Below are 16,836 nucleotides of genomic sequence, written 5' to 3' on the forward strand. Positions count from 1 at the left end.
TTAATACATTAAACACTTGAACATTATGAGAAAACTAAAATATTCAATCCTTGTTGTTATTCTATTGGTAGGTAGCCTCTTTTTTAAGGGCTGTCAGGATTTAAATGTTGCTAATACGAATGAACCAACAAGAGAAGCCGTTTTAGGCGATGTGAATAATACTCTTAAGTTGTTAAGAGGTGGCTTCCAAGATGCTACAGGTGCAGCAGTTAGTGACTGGGGAGTAGCAATGCATCACTTATCAGATCAAGCTACAGCTACAAATGCGTTTAGATCGTATTGGCCCGATTTTTCGGGACAGCCAAGGCGGGCTATTAATAATACCACCGCTTATTCTGCAGAAGCTGCAATAAATACCTACTGGGGTAGCATGAATTCTAGTATCGCAACGGCCAATCAGTTTATTGCACTGATTGAGCAGGAAGGTACAGAGTTTGTTGATAATGGTGATAATCTGACCAAGCAGATACAATCGCAGGCATATTTCTTACGTGGTTTTTCACGTGGTTATCTTGGCTTAATCTATGACCAAGCTTATATGCTTGAGGCAAGTACTGATGGTCCACCAGAAAATCCAGAATTCAGTGATTATACCACTGTCATTGATGGAGCAGTATCAGATATAGATAGAGCAATCACACTTGCAAACGAATTCGAATCTGATACGGGCTTAAATTTCACATTTGCTTCTATGCCGAATACAGGTGATTCGTGGAGCAAGGCTGAATACGTCGAAATACTAAATTCTCTTGCTGCACGGTTTCTTGCTGGTAAGGCCAGAACTCCTTCGGAAGCACAAAATGTGGATTGGAACCGAGTAGAAACCTATGCTGACAATGGTCTCGGAGGTCAAAATGCGACTTCTGGGCTACTCGATTGGACGGCAAGTAATGTTGGGTCCAGTGGCGCCTATGCTAATGATTTAGCTGATTGGCTTAACTTTGCAGTGACCTGTGGTGATGGGTTAAGTACATGTGCTGGATATAATCCAACGGATGTTAAGCAAATTCACTTGCTTGATCCTGATTACCCGGTTAATTACCCCGTTGATCAAGCCAGCTCAGGCGAAGCCAGTCTTGATCCCGCACAATCTGACGATCCACGATTGGATTATTTTGTATACACTACAAATCCCGGTTACTTGGATGTAACACGTGATCCAACCTTGTTTACCAATTATTTTAGTTTGCGTTATTTTGCAAACAATGACTGGTGGCCAAGTTCTTATGGGGTAACACTCATTACTTCTGTAGAGGTTGATATGTTGAAAGCTGAAGCTCAGCTAATGCAAGACAATCCAGCTGGGGCTGCAACAACATTGAATAATTCTACTGCAGGTGATGGTACCATTTCATTAAGTATTGATTTGCCAAGTGTACAGTTGGGCTTTATGGGTTCAAATGGTATGTCAGGTGGTCATAGTCTTACAGGAACCGAGAGTACTGAACGATTCCAGTGGGCCTTACTCCGCGAATATTCGGTAGAGCTTAGCCTTATGGGGGGTACTGGTCTCCAATGGTATTTCATGAGACGTCATGATTTACTACAGCCCGGTACACCAACGATGTTCCCCGTACCTGGTCAAGAATTGGAGCTAACAGGAAGAGATAATTATACTTATGGCGGCGCCGGCAATGCTGGTAGTGTAGGTTCTGCTGCTGGGAATAATGAATGGAGAGAGCTTGCTGATAAAGCCTTTGGTTCATCAGCAAAAATAGTGAACCAAGAAGATGAAATATATAAGGCTAATTTGGACTTGGATATTGAAGCACCTTCGAAGTCGACTAAAGGTGCAGTTCAAAAATAAACTGAGATATCTTCTCAATTAAATTAAGGCCCGGCAAAAATTTGTCGGGCCTTTTTTTATAAGCTATTTTCATATTCAAATTTTATAGTAGGTATTTGTAACAAGACTTTGGTAAAGTTCAACAATAAGAAATATGAATTTAAAAAAAATTAGTTATCTGTTATTGGTATTAATAGTTGGGTGTACTTCATTAAACCATGAATCTTATGAAGGAAAAAAAATTGAGATAAATTATCTTCACAAGGATGGATTTATAGAGGGGGATTGGATTGAGATTGATGGTTTTAAGTTTACCCATTTAGAAAGAATGAATAATGTGATGGATAATAATTATGCCGTTCCAACATCGGAAGTGATTAAAGATTCATTAGGGCCAGAGAAAGTATTTAAGTCAGATTTTAATAGTCTTTCAATTGCCATAATGCTGGCTAATAAACTTGAAAAAAGAAGTGAATCAGATCAAGACTCGAGTGAGAATTTGTTAATCACAAATAAACCATTACTAATGACTAATGGGAAATTACGAATCATGAAAAAAGACAGTACGATTTTTAGAGTGCAAACTTCCAAAAATTATCCTGCAGAGATAGAAGTGTTAGAAATGTAACTAAAATTTAGTAGCAAGAATTTAGTTGCCGATATAGACCCATTATAGACACGGCAACGGGTGATGATAATGCGATAAGCGCATTAAACAACTCGCGTGATTATTTGATCCAACTCCTGTAAATCAATAGGGGATAAAACAACCTTAAATTATGAAGCCGCCTCGTTTACGGGGCGGCTTTTTTTATTAATCTGAAGATATAAGAAAATCTTTACAGAATATACAAGCAACAACAGCTAAACTAAGGGTTGCTCTAATTCGGGTACAAAGGAGTACAATATCCCCGCTACAGGTTACGTCGCATAATAAGTCCCGATAACCAGAGATCAATCTGTTGGTATTGCAGCGTAAAGTATGATTGTGATCGCCTGAGAATGTAGTGATCAAAGGGAAAGAATTCGTTTTTATTTCTTGGTTCAAAGAAATAAAAATTTCTCTCGGGATCAGATCGGTTGTATGAGTACGACCAATACATTTGGTCTAATCGTTCATTGACGTACCAAGGCGGGCCCAACAGAATATACATCATACCGGGATCTGTTTTCCACCCTTCCTTAAAGTTCGAAAACTGTTTATTGGCCTCTTCTACTCGATTATAAAACTTTTTAATCACACTTCGACCTTGACCTTTATTCCCAATATTTTTCAACCAAAACCGATCCACAGCCTGCTTTAGCGAATCAGTATTGGTTATGGCCATAAGCTTTTCATACTCTTTTTCTTTCATCAGATAAATCAGAGGTTGAGCCAGCTCTCGTGCTGTTTGTATGGAGGGATAGTTTTTACTTTTGACAGCAAAATCGCGGGCCTTGAATGCTTCCCCATTTTCATCGGAAGGTTTGTTGGTCTGTACCTCAAATCGGTAGTTGCCTCGGGCCTGGTTGCCAAAAGTGAATTCAATGAGTACATTGCCCGGTTCAACCAGTTTACGCTGCGTAGATTGGATAACTTCTTCTTGATTATAATCGATACCCTTGTACTGGATACTCGATGGGCTGTAATTATTATAGTGCATCGGCCGGGCGTATGAAGTATCTGACTTGAAATGGAGTAATCTTGACTCTATGGTAAGCGGTTCGCTGGAATTATTATTGGTGACCTGGAATACAAACTTCAGCGAATCCACTCGGCCGGGCACATCATAAGTGGTAATAGGGGACCAGTCCGGATTATCTGCGCTCATATTTTTCCCTTCCATCCGAATATTGGTCAGATTGGATATATTATTTTCGGGGTTTGGTAAATAGGTTTCGGTGGAATGCGTAATCTTTTTATCTGAGCTTTGATCAGTAAGGGTGAAATTAATGGTATAGCGTCCCGGCTTTACATCGAGTTCTTGCTCAAAGGTATGTATTTGCTGGCTGTAAACGATATTGGGATCTTCTCTTTTGATATCAATTTGGTAGCGTTTAGAACCGATGATATTATCGGGATTTGTTTGGTTTACAATCTGAACATCAATGGTCACATTAGAAATATAGTTTTCCCCTTCTTTATTATAAATTAAGCTTCCCAATACTATATCAGCGGCGATATCTATTTTAGGCTCTCCCTGTTCGTCAATTAAGCCGATGGCAGAGAACCGTACTTCGGGATACCCATCTATAAAATTATAACTTGAACCACGCTCAATATCGGGGTTCATAGATTTAGCACAGCCCATTACCCCAATCCCAAGGATCAGGAGGTATGGGATGAGTTTCGTTATTGACATATAAGAGTTCATACGTGATACAGTTTAAGAATCTTGGAAAGACCTACCATCATAATCCAATTTTAAATATACCAATTGCGTAAAACTTTTAAAGAATTACTTCAGCTACATCGAAGAGTTCAGTATATCCGATAACGTTTATAGTTATAATTTCATACATTGGAATGTCTTTATAAAACCATTATATACGGCAAAACATTTCTTAGCGTAGTTAGAAAGATAATTTGTACAGTTAAACAGTAGAATTACATGAGTATTAGCGAACGACGAACAAAAATTGTTTGCACCCTTGGGCCGAGCAGTAATACCGAAGAAAAGATTGATCAACTGGTGAGAAACGGGATGAATATTGCTCGGATTAATTTTTCGCATGGTACCCACGAAGATAATGGCAAGGTTATCCATAACGTAAGAAAAGTAGCTGATCGCTATGGCGTTAGCCTTCCAATTTTAGCTGACCTGCAGGGTCCTAAAATTCGGATTGGAAATATGAAAGAGGGGGGACAGGAAGTAGCGTCGGGAGATTATGTTACGCTAACAACCGAAGATATTGAAGGTACCTCGGAGACGATACCGGTGGATTATAAAGGATTGATTAACGATGCTGTTGAAGGGAATAGGTTACTCATTGATGATGGACTGCTTGAGTTAAAGGTGATCAAAAAAAATGAATCATCATTGGTAGCCCAGGTGGTGGTTGGAGGATTGTTAAAATCACGCAAGGGACTCAATTTGCCGGATGTTGATTTGTCGATGTCTTCGTTGACCGAAAAGGATATCAAGGATCTGGAGTACGCCGTTTCGCAAGACGTAGATTATGTAGCCATGTCGTTTGTTCGCTCTGCGGATGATATCCAGGAGGTTATTTCAAGAGTACGGGCCGAGGGTTCCAACGCGGGCATTGTTGCAAAAATCGAAAAGCCCGAAGCGATTACGGTTATTGATGATATCATCGAAGAATCGAGCGGTATCATGGTAGCCCGCGGCGATCTGGGGATAGAGATTGCCAGTGAAAGAGTTCCCATGGTGCAGAAGAATATTATTGATAAGTGTCGGCAGGCTGGCAAGCCGGTGATCACCGCTACACAGATGCTTGACTCCATGATCGAGAATCCCCGGCCCACAAGAGCTGAAAGTTCCGATGTGGCCAATGCTGTGCTTGACGGGACCGATGCGGTGATGCTGTCAGGCGAAACAGCTGCGGGCGACTATCCGGTAGAAGCGGTTAAAACAATGGATAAAATTTGTGGCTTGGTTGAAAAAGATGCCGACCATATTTATAACAGCCTCAGCTATCGCAAGCCGGAATGGAAAGAGAAACAGGTAATTGAGTCGCTGGCATATTCCTGCGTGATGTTAGCTGAAAATGTGGATGCCAAAGTGATTAGTACGATTACGCATTCCGGCAGTACGGCTCGGCGTATTGCAAAGTTTAGGCCGCGCGTACCTATCGTTGCATTTACCGAGAGTGATGAAGTGCGCCAGCAGCTGGGAATGGTTTGGGGCGTGCAACCCATTAAAATTGATGAAATATTTGATACCGACAAGAGTGTAAAGTTGATGGAAGAACATCTCAAAAACCATGGATTGGTGAATAAAAATGATCGCGCCATTATTGCCACCGGTATGCCCATCGCTAAAAAAGGTCGTACAAATATGATTAAGGTAAGTACCATCGACTAATAGAAAATTAATGATTTAAATCTTGAGGAAGTTTTTTCTCATACTGTTGACAGGGCTATTTTTGGTGGGCTGTGGGAGTGCTCTAACAAGTTCCTGGAATAACTTTACGGCTTATTACAATACCTTCTATAATGCCAGGGAGAGCTTCAAATCAGGATTAAAAAAGGTCAATAAGCAACCGGTCACTATTGACCCCTCTACCCCCGTTCGTATTCATGCAGCCCCCAATAACGCCGGTTATAATGATTTCCAAAATGCAATAGATAAAGGGGCGCAGGTATTGCGTAGGTTTTCCGACTCCAAATGGGTTGATGATGCTATTTTGTTGATCGGTAAATCTTATTACTACCGACAGGAATTTTACCCGGCGCTACAAAAGTTTGAAGAGCTTATGAATGCGAGCACTTCTCCCAAATTGATTTCGTATGCTATAATCTGGAAGGGCAGAACCCAGCTTGATTTAAAACAATATTCGGCCGGAATAAGCTATTTGGAATCTGAGCTTGAACAATATCCTGCAAAGTGGCCGCAAAAGTATAAGGGAGAAATACAGGCTTTGGCCGGCCAGCACCATGCGATGTTACAAAACTGGAATGAGGGGGTAGACTACTTGTTTGATGCTACTGCAAATATTAATGATAAGGCTTTGCTTGGACGAACGTACTTTTTGTTGGGACAAGTTTTAGAACGGCAAGGGCGCTATGGGGAGGCTTTTAATGCTTTTGGAGAGGTTCAAAATAATTTTCCCGATTTTGAATATCTATATTGGTCGAAATTCAAGCAGGCTGATATAGCCAGGGAGGCCACACGGTTTGATTTAGCTCTCGACATTTTTCAAAAGCTGCGAAGGGATGATAAAAACGTTGATCGCCGGGGGCGGCTTTTATTTGAGATTGCTCAAACTTATGCGATGAGTGGAGAGTCGAAACAAGCAGAACAATTATTAAAAAAGTTATTGCATGGGGCTGAAAGTGAGCAGTCACGAGATTTAAAGGCTGACATTTATTTTAGGTTGGGCAAGATTTATAGCGATCAATATAATCAATATCAGGTAGCTGCTGCTTATTTTGACTCTTCGTCTACAATTAAAAACGCTTCTCCCTCAGGGACGGATACGGCAAATCCAAGTGAATTAGCAGATACGTATGGCCAATATACTGAACTGCAAAAGTCGATAAGTCGAGCAGATAGTTTACTAAAATTAGGTGCAATGTCGGAGCAAGAATTGGATTCTGCGCTGACGGTCATCCGTACACAAAAGAAACAGGCTCTGGAAGATAAAGAAGGAAAAGAGGAAGCTGCCATTGCTAATACGCAATTCACGGAAGATGAGGAGACATCAGAGATTCCAACGATGTACGGCTATCTGAATTACAAAAATAGAGAGCTGGTAAGTCAATATAAGTCGCAGTTTAGGCTGCGGTGGGGAGAACGTCCGCTTGTTGACAACTGGCGCAGAGCGGAAGCGATTAGAGGGGCAGGTCAACAAGAGGATGTTGGAGTGGCTAAAAATGACCAATCGATCAATAGGTTAGGGACTGCAGAGTCAGTTATTGAAATGAATCTTGAGGAGATTCCCAGAACTGATGAACAAAAGAATCAGCTTAGAATTGAGAAGGCTAATGCCCAATATAGTTTGGGTAACTTGTTATTCTTGAATTTGAATATGCCGGATAGTGCACGATACTATTTTCACAAGGTCCTCAAGAATGATATTGCTAAAGAGCTTCATCCACAGGCTATGTATTCCTTGTTTGAAATATTTTCTACCGAAAATAATGTTGACAGCCTTCAATATTGGGGGCAAGCTATTCGAGAACAGTTCCCCGGCACAAGGTATGCACGCAGGGTTGAGGTTAGGTTAGGAAATAGTACTGTTGATGTTTTTCAGCAGGATACAACTAAGACCTTATTAGATGATTACCATCGCCTGGTCCAGGATACGACTTCCGGCAAACCGGCGAAATTGAGGAAATTAGCATTGAATAATCGTTCTTCTGATTTGGCGCCCCATATATTTTACCAATCGATCGAGGCCTATATTGAGCAGGCGAAAAATAAGACGAGTGCAACTAATTCTACGCTAAATGGTTTTTTAGATAATAATTCAAGCGATTCGTTAAGAGATGATTCTGTCACAACATCGGCATTAAAAGAACCCCTTCAATTTTCGGGTGCTGCCTGGGATAGCGTGCGAGTAGCCATTCATCAGTTTGATACGACCTTCTCTAATGCCCAACTGCAACAAAGGGTAGCCAAGTTAAAACAGGTATTGGAAGAGCAACAATCAGAATCACAAAAAACGGTCACATGCGAAGATGTGGGAATTTCATTAAGGGTGATTCCCAATATGGATAACTTTTTATCACAGGTCAGCTATCCGAATAAATTAGAAAGGACGTCTTTGTCAGGAAAGGTAACTTATTCATTTGTGGTGACAAAAGAGGGAAAGGTCCAATCATATGAATTAATCTCACCCAATACCTCCCTGGGTATCGAAGAGGCCTTCGAAAAGGCTTTTGATGAGCATCTACAGTTTGCGCCCTTGGAAGTACAGCCGGCTCCCGATGAAGTGAGATGCGAGGTATCCTTTCCCATTCAGCGTTAGTCGAATGCTTTTACCAGCTGATGGATGGATTTGATGTTCAACTCATCTAATTCATGCAGTAGTTGACGGTTGATCGATTTTATAAGCCCCGGCCCCTCATATATAAGCCCGGTATACATCTGAAGTAAATCTGCACCGGCCAGCATCATTTTAAGGGCCGTATTAAAATTATCAATGCCCCCCACACCAATAATTGGTTTTTGTCCTTTGGTAGCTTCACTGATCCACTCCACAATTTGAACACTTTTATTAGCTATAGGCTTTCCGCTAAGTCCGCCCTGACCAATATCATCCAGTTCGGCTTTAGGCGTTTGGAGGCCTTCTCGAGAAGAGGAGGTATTACAGGCCACATAGCCATGGACGCGGTGGTCTTCACAAATTTCTATCAGGTGTAATAACTGTTCTTTTGTAAGATCGGATGAAAACTTAACCGTCGTAGGCACAACGCGGGCATCATCGCGTATTTTTAGTGCCGATAACAGTTCATCCAGCGCCGAAGGATTTTCAAACGTCTTGCCCGCTGCAGTATTAGGACATGAGATGTTGACGGTAATGTAGTCGGCCACTTTTTTGGCCTCGTTAAAACTGTGCACATAATCCTTAATGGCCGCATCCCCCATTATTTTGGGATCGTGTGTTTTAGCAATGTTGACGCCCAGGGGAATGGATAGTTTTTTGTTTTTTAAGCGTTTAACGACCGTCTGTGCGCCATCATTATTCAGCCCCATCCTGTTGATTATTGCCCGATCTTTGGGCAGGCGAAAGGCTCGGGGTTTGGGATTTCCGGTATTGGGATTGGCGGTAATGCTGCCAACTTCTACAAAGCCGAACCCCAGGGCTTCCATTATTTCCGGAATTTGGCCATTTTTGTCAAAGCCGGCGGCAAGGCCAATAGGATTTCGAAACGTTAATCCCCATATTTGTTGACTTAATTTTGCAGATTGATAATTATATAAGCTTTTTGCCAAAGCTTTAAGCATGCTACTTCCCGATGCTGTTTCGGCAAAGCGATGGATGGTTGCATGTGCTTGCTCGGCATCGAGTTTGAAAAGAAGTGATTTAACCAACGAATTATAAATCATAATATAAGACCAGCCGTATATTGCTTTGGCAAAGTAAAGAGCTTTTTTCTAAGAACGAAATAAAAACAATTAATTAAGGAGCAATGCGTTTTACATCGCCCCAATCCGTTCAGGAGTATCTCGAAAGCATACCTAAATTTCAATCCCGGGGATCTTCTGCAGCTAATTTTGATCTGTCACGGTTTCGCGATTTCTGTAGTGCTATGGGGAATCCGCATGAAGAATTTTCTGCAATACATGTGGGAGGCACAAATGGAAAGGGGAGTACTTGTAATATACTGGCTTCTGTATTCCAAAAGGCAGGATACAAGGTGGCTGTGTACACTTCGCCGCATATTATCTCCTTTAATGAGCGTTTCCGGGTCAATGATGAGGTGATGCCGGACAATGAACTTTTGCAGTTTTTAAATACTTATATAGAAGAGATTGAAAAATATGGGTTAACCTATTTTGAGATTAGTACGGCTATTGCCTTTTGGTGGTTTGCTCGTTCTGAAGTGGATATCGCTTGTATCGAAGTTGGACTCGGGGGACGTTTGGACGCTACCAATATTATCGACCCGTTAGTGAGTGTAATAACCAGCATTTCGCTGGATCACACGGATATTCTCGGGGATAGTATTACCGAAATAGCGCAAGAAAAGGGAGGTATTATAAAAGAACGCCGACCCGTAGTAATAGGAGATTTACCCATTGAGGCTCGAAATGAAATTGTTAAAATTGCCGAACAGAAAAAATCCCCTTTATATATTATTGATGATTTAAAGCCAAAATGTACAAAACCGGGTCGCTTCCGGTTAACGGTTGGCCATGCTGTTGTTGAAATTGACAGCAACTTAACGTCGCCGGTACAAGCAAAAAATATTGCCATTGCTTGGCAGGTCTGTCAAGCAATAATAGATGAGTTTACTTGCTCTAAAAAAACATTTATAAATGCTTTGAAGCATGTAAATACGGGTTTTGGACGTTTTGAAAGACTTATAGATACGCAACAATGGTACTTCGACGGGGGGCATAACGTTGAGGCAGTCAAGGCGTTAAAAGGATCAATACAAGAAATAGGCAATATTGGAAATGCAATATTAGTGCTATCGTTGATGAGAGATAAAATCCGGGATGAGGTGATGGCAGAATTTTCAGAATTCAAAAATATCTATTATTATCCGTTAAGCCTTGAACGGGCAGCTACTTTTGACGATATTAAACAGTCGTTGCCTAAGGCAATTCCCTTTCCTGCTTCTGATGAAGATCGAAAAAAAATAATGCAAGACGATTTTGATTCAGAATTAGTAATTTTTTCAGGAAGTTTTTACTTTTATGAAACAGTTCGGGACTGGGTTTCAACTTTTGCTTTAAACCAATAATTCATATCTACCTGAATTTGCTCCCTTTTTCACAGAGTAGATCTATTCTCTTAGCTTCTGACAAAAGATTATAGGACCATTTTATTCATCGTAACCCAATTTCATATTTAAAATAGATAGAAGAAGATTATGTCGGATTACCAAACCGATGGAGTTTCTCTTGAAGAAATAGATACTCTTCAGGAAAAAACAGTAAAGGAACTTCGTTATTTAGCCCGTGAACAGGGATTAAGTTCGGTATCAAATTTGCGAAAGCAAGAATTGATTAATCGTATAACACAATCAGTGCGCGACAAAGCAAGAGCTCGAGGAGAGTTGGATACCGATGCGAATGATCGCCCATCAAAAAATAATAGTAGTAATAATTCCGAGCATTCCGATAATAATAGGGGTAAGAAAAAGAAGAAAAAAAGCGTCCACGATATCCTTCCGGAGTCGGATGCTCCAACCCTTGATGAACGCTTAGCTGAAATTCAACCCGAATTGGGTCCGTATTTGATACAGGAGGGGACGCTGGAAATTTTACCGGATGGATATGGCTTCCTGCGATCGGTGAATTATAACTACAAGGCCAGCCCCGATGATATATATGTGTCACCTTCTCAAATAAAGCGTTTTCGGCTTAAGCAAGGTGATTGTGTGATTGGGATTATTCGTCCGCCCAAAGTAGGGGAGCGATATTTTGCGCTGTTGCGGGTGGATGGCGTGAATGGGAAAATTCCTCATGATATGGATAACCGTGAGGACTTTGAGGATCTGATGCCGATTTATCCCGAAGAACGATTGAAGCTGGAGCATAACCCAACCGAATATACTACGCGTGTGTTAGATCTGTTTTCTCCAATAGGAAAGGGACAGCGCGGGCTTATTGTAGCACAGCCCAAAACAGGTAAAACAACAATTCTGCGCAATATTGCGAATGCCGTCAATAAAAATAATCCGGAAACGAAGATTATTATCCTGTTGATTGACGAGCGTCCGGAAGAGGTTACCGAAATGGAGCGCAACGTTGAGGATGCAGAAGTAGTGGCTTCTACATTTGATGAACGACCAGAAAACCACATTGGGCTTTCAGAAATTGTTTTTGAGAAGAGTAAACGCCTTGTTGAAAGTGGGCACGATGTATTAATTCTAATGGACTCCATTACCCGATTGGCACGAGCTTATAATATTTGTCAGCCATCATCGGGACGTACAATGTCTGGCGGAATAGATTCGGAAGCGCTAAAAGCACCCCGACAGTTGTTCAGTTCAGCTCGTAATATTGAAAATGGTGGTAGTTTATCCATTCTTGCCACGGCACTTGTTCAAACGGGTTCACGGATGGATGATCTTATCTTCGAAGAGTTTAAAGGGACCGGTAATATGGAGATTGAGCTGGATCGGAACCTGTCAGAGCGTAGAATTTATCCCGCCATGGATATCTTTAAAAGCGGTACGCGGCGCGAAGAGCTTATTGTGCCGGAATCAGAACATGAAAAAGTGGTGCTATTGCGGCGCTATCTGAATCGCATGAATAGTTTTGAAGCCATGGAGTTTGTGCTCGATAAGATGAAGGGGACCGAAAACAACGAGGAGTTCTTGCTGTCCATGAACAAATAGTACGAGCTTCTACAAAGGAAGCTGTTTAGCCAATACATATTTTTTATCGTTATCTCTGAATAGGTGACCTGCTTGTCCATTTCCGGAGTGATAGAAAAGTAAAAGCGCTTTTTCGTTACAGGCTTGCTTCAGAAGTTGCACTTTCTTTTTCTTGGCTTCAAGAGGATAGATGTCTGCCTTTTCCATAACATACTCATTAAGCTGATACTCCGTAGGCAGCAAATCGCCCATGTAGTAGGCTTTCTCTCCATCACTTTCGATAATGACGATTTGGTGTCCCGGCGTATGTCCGCCTGTTCTTACGACCGTAATGCCATTTATAATCTCCGTAATATCGCCCGATAAAAAGGTGATTTGATTATTACTGACCAATCGGTAAAATTCATCTAAACGGTAGCGTTCGCTGTAGGAGAGTTGATCTCTGTTAATTTGGTCAAGGGCAAAGTCCCACTCTTTTTGATGCACGTAATAAGTAGCATTAGGAAATGTGGGCTGGGTTTTGGCGTCTGCATCTGTAAACGATGAGCCAGCGGCGTGATCGTAATGCAGGTGTGTTAGAATTACGTGAGTGATATCCTCGGGCTGTAATCCGAAGATCTGTAGGTTGGTGCATACATTGGAAACATCTATGTTATGGCTGCCTGCATCCAATCCCCAGCCGAGGCCGGTATCAAGTAAAATATTGTGTTCGTCCGATTGAACTAAAACCGGGTTGATCCCAGCCATAACAGAGTTGCTATTGCCGGGATCTTTCGGTGTTGAAGTAGCATGTGCGGTTCTCGGAGTTCTATTAATATGCCCGTCACGAAAGAGCTCAAAGTGCCCTTCGCTTAATATCTCAACAGTAAGGGAACCAATATCCATAGAATGCTATTGAATGTTTATGTCGTATGGGAATAGAGTTAACGCATCACGGCGCTTAAGAATCGACATCTGTTGATCGACTTTTTGTATCTTTTCTGTAAAGAACCAGCTGCTGGGTAATAAGGCTTTGGCCTGGGTAGCAGCAGATCCCATAAACAGCTCATAGAACGATTTTGGTTTGGGGAATCTGTCAATTTTGTAATTGCTAATTTCGGCTTTTTCTGCGGCCAGGCTCAGTGCTTTTTCGAGGCCGCCCAGCTCATCCACCAGTCCATTTTCATGGGCATCAGCGCCAACCCAGACGCGCCCCTGGGCAAGTTCGTCCATCTGATCAACGTCCATTCCCCGATTGTTTGCAGCTTTGGTGATAAAGGTCTGATAGAAGTTGTCGATATACTGCTGGAAGGCTTTCTCTTCGGATGCGGTGAATTTTCTTGTAGGCAATAGCCAGTCGGCATGTTCGTGGGTTTTAACTTCATCAAAGGTGATACCCAGCTTCTCATTCATTAGTTGTTTGGCATTAAATTTTGTGCCGAATACACCAATGGATCCGGTAATGGTAGTCGGTTCTGCAACGATCGAGTCACCGGCCATCGCTATATAATAGCCACCTGAAGCCGCAACACCGCCCATAGAAACAACAACGGGGATATCCTTTTTGGTTTCTTGCAGCATGCGCCAGATTGCATCGGACGTACTGCCGGAACCGCCGGGGCTGTTGATTCGCAGTACTAAAGCTTTGACGTTATCATCTTCGCGGATCTCTTCGAGCTGCTCTTCAATGAAATCAACCGTAATTTGTTGCTGATTGTTAAATGGCGAATCGGTATTCATGTTCGGCATGATAGGCCCATTGGCATATACAACTGCAATTTTATCCGAAGCTGATGGAGTTGAAAGTCCGGCTGAGGATTGGGAGACTTTAGAATAGCGGTTAAAGTTTACGGTTTTAATAGAAGCACTTTCATCGAGACCAATTCTGTTTTTCATATGAGCAACCAACTCATCCTGATAAAGTAGAGAGTCGATGAGGTTGTTTTCAAAGCCAAATTGCGTCGTTAGGTTAGGCTGACTGTTTAGCAGTGCATTTAGTTCATCAGCAGAATGACCGGTTTTGGCACTAACTGCATCTAAAAAGGTAGTATTAGTTTGATTTAATATTTGTGTTAGCTGGTATTCGTTTTCATCGGATAGATCTTTTCTGAAAAAGGGTTCAACAGCTCCTTTATATTTTCCATGACGGATGACTTCGGCATCGACTCCCAGCTTTTCAAACATTCCATCGAAGAATGTTACCTGGCTGAAAAATCCATCAAATTCAAAAAACGATTCCGGCGGGGCAAAAACAGCGTCTGTTGCCGTCGCTAAATAATACCCTTTCTCGTTGTAGCCGAGATCGTTGGTGCTGGCATATATGAACTTATCAGAGCTGTCACGAAAAGCGCTAATTAGTCGGTGCGCCTCCTGAAGATTGGCCCAGCTTTCGGTCATAAAATCGATTTCAAGCCAAATGCCTTTTACATTGTCGTGGGTTTGAGCTTTGGCCAGATTTTCTTTCAATGTTTCCAGGGAGACCTTATCATTGTTTGACTGATTTAAAAGTTCATCCAGTGGGTTTTGAAAATCCTGGCTGGGTAACATTCCACTAAGAGAAATTTTAAGGACGGAATTACTCTGGATATAAGGTTCCGGCTGCTGAGAACTTGATGAAATCGTGATGATAGCAACAAAGAAAATCAGGAGCAGTGCGATAAGAGTACCCAGTGTAGCAGCAATAAGTGTTTTAAAAAAGTTCATATAATTAAACCAAGTATGTTATTTCAGAATTAATTGCAGTAATGAATTGTTAGCTAATCCTGTACGTCAAATTTTGAAGTATGTTATCAAAACTGAGTGTTATAAACAATGTCTAAACAAGATGTTATCATTATAGGTTCAGGTCATAATGGCTTGGTTACAGGCTGTTATTTGGCCAAAGAAGGCTATTCTGTTAAAGTACTGGAACGTCAGGATCAACTGGGAGGTGCGGTAAGCACCGAGACGATGTTCAAGTCTGGGAAATATCCGAAAGGTTTTCGGATGGATGTTGGGTCATCTGTGCATATTATGATTCACCAGACCGGAATTTTGGAGGAGCTTGAGTTGGAGAAGTATGGACTGGATTATATAGAAATGGATCCCATCATGTCGTACCCGGTTCCTCACGGGAAAGGGGTGATCCACTTTTTTAAGGATCTGGAACGTACCTTGGAATCTATTGCTAAAGTAGCGCCGGAGGATGTAGAGAATTACCGTGATTTTGTAGAATTTTGGGGACGTATCAATAAGGGTGTTTTGAAAGCATTTATGGTACCGCCCAGTGGAAAGAATATTATTACCGAACTCATAAAAGGGCAGATGCGGGATGGAGGTATGTTTGAAAAGGGAAAGCAGCTGGGCGGCCTCCAGAAAATCCTAAGCAGTTATGGGAAGGTGGTTGATGATGCGTTTGAAAATCCGCATATGAAGGCGGCTTTGATGTGGTTTGCGGCACAGTCCGGACCAACGCCCGATCATCCTGCTACGGGCGATTTTGCCGGTTGGCAGGCGATGTTACACCAGAGTGGAGCCAAGCATCCGCGGGGTGGAAGCGGTATGCTCACGCAGGCGATGGCTCGATTTATTGAAGAGCATGGTGGGGAAATTATTACCGGGTCACCCGTTGAAAATATTATTGTTGAAGATGGAAAAGCACTGGGTGTTCGAACGGAAGGAGAAGAGTATCGGGCAGACACGGTTATTTCGAATGCACACGTGCAAACGACGATGATGAAATTAGTGGGGCGTGATCACCTCCCCGCTGCTACTTACGAAAAGGTGGAGAATATCAATGTAGGTAACGGTTTTGGAATGGTAATCCGCTGTGCAGTGGAGGAGCTGCCTCGCTATACGGCTTCTCCCGATGATCCCTATATCCATAATGGAATGCAGCTGTTGGCTCCTTCAGTGCAGTATATGAACGATGCTATCGGCGATTATCTTCAGAAAAAACCGCCGACTGATCCTGCTGTGTTGGCGATGACGTTTTCACAAATAGATCCTGATGTAGCTCCAAGTGGGGGGCATACCCTTTTTGCGTGGGCACAGTGGCATCCGTACGAATTACAAGATGGTCTTCAATGGGATGATATCAGGGAACGGGAAGCCCAAAAAATTTATGATGTGGTAACGCGCTATGCTCCGAATATGGAAAATAAGCTCATTGATTGGTATATACAGTCGCCGCTGGATATTGAACGAAAGCATGGACTGTTGCGTGGTAATGTGATGCACGTGGAGATGAGCTTTGATCAGATGTTTATGTTCCGTCCGATTCCAGAGATGAGCGAATATAAAACTCCTATTGAGAACTTATATTTATCATCGGCATCGTGTCACCCGGGAGGGGGCGTTTTTGGTGCAGCGGGTTATAATGCCGCAAATGTAATATTAAAAGATAAAAAGAAATCCTGGTTTAATTCATAAG

Annotated in this window: 11 protein-coding genes; 7 read left to right on the forward strand and 4 right to left on the reverse strand. The window is 42.0% G+C overall.

The features are described from left to right. The first annotated feature begins 25 nt into the window (after positions 1 to 25). Positions 26 to 1,807: a hypothetical protein gene (locus ACQ76V_RS04000; RefSeq protein ID WP_440999188.1), complete on the forward strand. Its 1,782-nt coding sequence runs from the start codon at positions 26 to 28 to the stop codon at positions 1,805 to 1,807. A 133-nt stretch (positions 1,808 to 1,940) separates the two neighbouring features. After that, positions 1,941 to 2,414 carry a hypothetical protein gene (locus ACQ76V_RS04005; protein WP_440999189.1) on the forward strand — a complete coding sequence of 158 codons (474 nt, stop codon included), beginning with the start codon at positions 1,941 to 1,943 and terminating at the stop codon, positions 2,412 to 2,414. A 286-nt stretch (positions 2,415 to 2,700) separates the two neighbouring features. Here ACQ76V_RS04005 and ACQ76V_RS04010 read toward each other — a convergent pair whose 3' ends face one another. Then, positions 2,701 to 4,128 (reverse strand): GWxTD domain-containing protein, encoded by a 1,428-nt coding sequence (locus ACQ76V_RS04010; RefSeq protein ID WP_440999190.1) that lies wholly within the window; start codon positions 4,126 to 4,128, stop codon positions 2,701 to 2,703. Between the two features lie 249 nt (positions 4,129 to 4,377). Between ACQ76V_RS04010 and pyk the strand changes: the two genes are divergently transcribed. Continuing rightward, positions 4,378 to 5,811, forward strand: a complete 1,434-nt coding sequence (pyk, locus tag ACQ76V_RS04015; RefSeq protein ID WP_440999191.1) for a pyruvate kinase — start codon at positions 4,378 to 4,380, stop codon at positions 5,809 to 5,811. 22 nt (positions 5,812 to 5,833) lie between these two features. Further along, positions 5,834 to 8,419, forward strand: coding sequence for a tetratricopeptide repeat protein (locus tag ACQ76V_RS04020; RefSeq protein ID WP_440999192.1), 2,586 nt, complete (start codon positions 5,834 to 5,836; stop codon positions 8,417 to 8,419). On the opposite strand, the gene ACQ76V_RS04025 is transcribed toward ACQ76V_RS04020, so the two are convergent. Continuing rightward, a complete protein-coding gene (locus tag ACQ76V_RS04025) occupies positions 8,416 to 9,501 on the reverse strand; it encodes a quinone-dependent dihydroorotate dehydrogenase (RefSeq protein ID WP_440999193.1) in 1,086 nt (361 codons plus the stop codon). The two genes, ACQ76V_RS04020 and ACQ76V_RS04025, sit on opposite strands and share 4 nt — an antisense overlap. A gap of 83 nt (positions 9,502 to 9,584) precedes the next feature. On the opposite strand from ACQ76V_RS04025, the gene ACQ76V_RS04030 reads away from it, so the two are divergent. Both ACQ76V_RS04030 and rho read left to right on the forward strand, forming a co-directional pair. Beyond that, positions 9,585 to 10,865 (forward strand): bifunctional folylpolyglutamate synthase/dihydrofolate synthase, encoded by a 1,281-nt coding sequence (locus ACQ76V_RS04030; protein ID WP_440999194.1) that lies wholly within the window; start codon positions 9,585 to 9,587, stop codon positions 10,863 to 10,865. Positions 10,866 to 10,994: 129 nt separating this feature from the next. Then, the gene (rho, locus tag ACQ76V_RS04035) at positions 10,995 to 12,467 is read left to right on the forward strand and encodes a transcription termination factor Rho (RefSeq protein ID WP_440999195.1); all 1,473 of its coding nucleotides are present in this window, start codon (positions 10,995 to 10,997) and stop codon (positions 12,465 to 12,467) included. Between the two features lie 9 nt (positions 12,468 to 12,476). On the opposite strand, the gene ACQ76V_RS04040 is transcribed toward rho, so the two are convergent. Then, positions 12,477 to 13,331, reverse strand: a complete 855-nt coding sequence (locus ACQ76V_RS04040; protein WP_440999196.1) for an MBL fold metallo-hydrolase — start codon at positions 13,329 to 13,331, stop codon at positions 12,477 to 12,479. A 6-nt stretch (positions 13,332 to 13,337) separates the two neighbouring features. Continuing rightward, positions 13,338 to 15,128 (reverse strand): signal peptide peptidase SppA, encoded by a 1,791-nt coding sequence (gene sppA / locus ACQ76V_RS04045; RefSeq protein WP_440999197.1) that lies wholly within the window; start codon positions 15,126 to 15,128, stop codon positions 13,338 to 13,340. Positions 15,129 to 15,236: 108 nt separating this feature from the next. Here sppA and ACQ76V_RS04050 point away from each other — a divergent pair, with 108 nt between their 5' ends. After that, positions 15,237 to 16,835 carry a phytoene desaturase family protein gene (locus ACQ76V_RS04050; protein ID WP_440999198.1) on the forward strand — a complete coding sequence of 533 codons (1,599 nt, stop codon included), beginning with the start codon at positions 15,237 to 15,239 and terminating at the stop codon, positions 16,833 to 16,835. Position 16,836 lies beyond the last annotated feature (1 nt).

This window comes from Fodinibius sp. SL11, from assembly GCF_052060035.1.
GTDB lineage: Bacteria > Bacteroidota > Rhodothermia > Balneolales > Balneolaceae > Fodinibius.

Coding starts and splice junctions, on each gene's coding strand:
- ACQ76V_RS04050 (WP_440999198.1), top strand. CDS start 15,237: ATGTCTAAACAAGATGTTATCATTATAGGTTCAGGTCATAATGGCTTG.
- ACQ76V_RS04005 (WP_440999189.1), top strand. CDS start 1,941: ATGAATTTAAAAAAAATTAGTTATCTGTTATTGGTATTAATAGTTGGG.
- ACQ76V_RS04040 (WP_440999196.1), bottom strand. CDS start 13,331: ATGGATATTGGTTCCCTTACTGTTGAGATATTAAGCGAAGGGCACTTT.
- ACQ76V_RS04000 (WP_440999188.1), top strand. CDS start 26: ATGAGAAAACTAAAATATTCAATCCTTGTTGTTATTCTATTGGTAGGT.
- rho (WP_440999195.1), top strand. CDS start 10,995: ATGTCGGATTACCAAACCGATGGAGTTTCTCTTGAAGAAATAGATACT.
- ACQ76V_RS04025 (WP_440999193.1), bottom strand. CDS start 9,501: ATGATTTATAATTCGTTGGTTAAATCACTTCTTTTCAAACTCGATGCC.
- pyk (WP_440999191.1), top strand. CDS start 4,378: ATGAGTATTAGCGAACGACGAACAAAAATTGTTTGCACCCTTGGGCCG.
- ACQ76V_RS04030 (WP_440999194.1), top strand. CDS start 9,585: ATGCGTTTTACATCGCCCCAATCCGTTCAGGAGTATCTCGAAAGCATA.
- sppA (WP_440999197.1), bottom strand. CDS start 15,128: ATGAACTTTTTTAAAACACTTATTGCTGCTACACTGGGTACTCTTATC.
- ACQ76V_RS04010 (WP_440999190.1), bottom strand. CDS start 4,128: ATGTCAATAACGAAACTCATCCCATACCTCCTGATCCTTGGGATTGGG.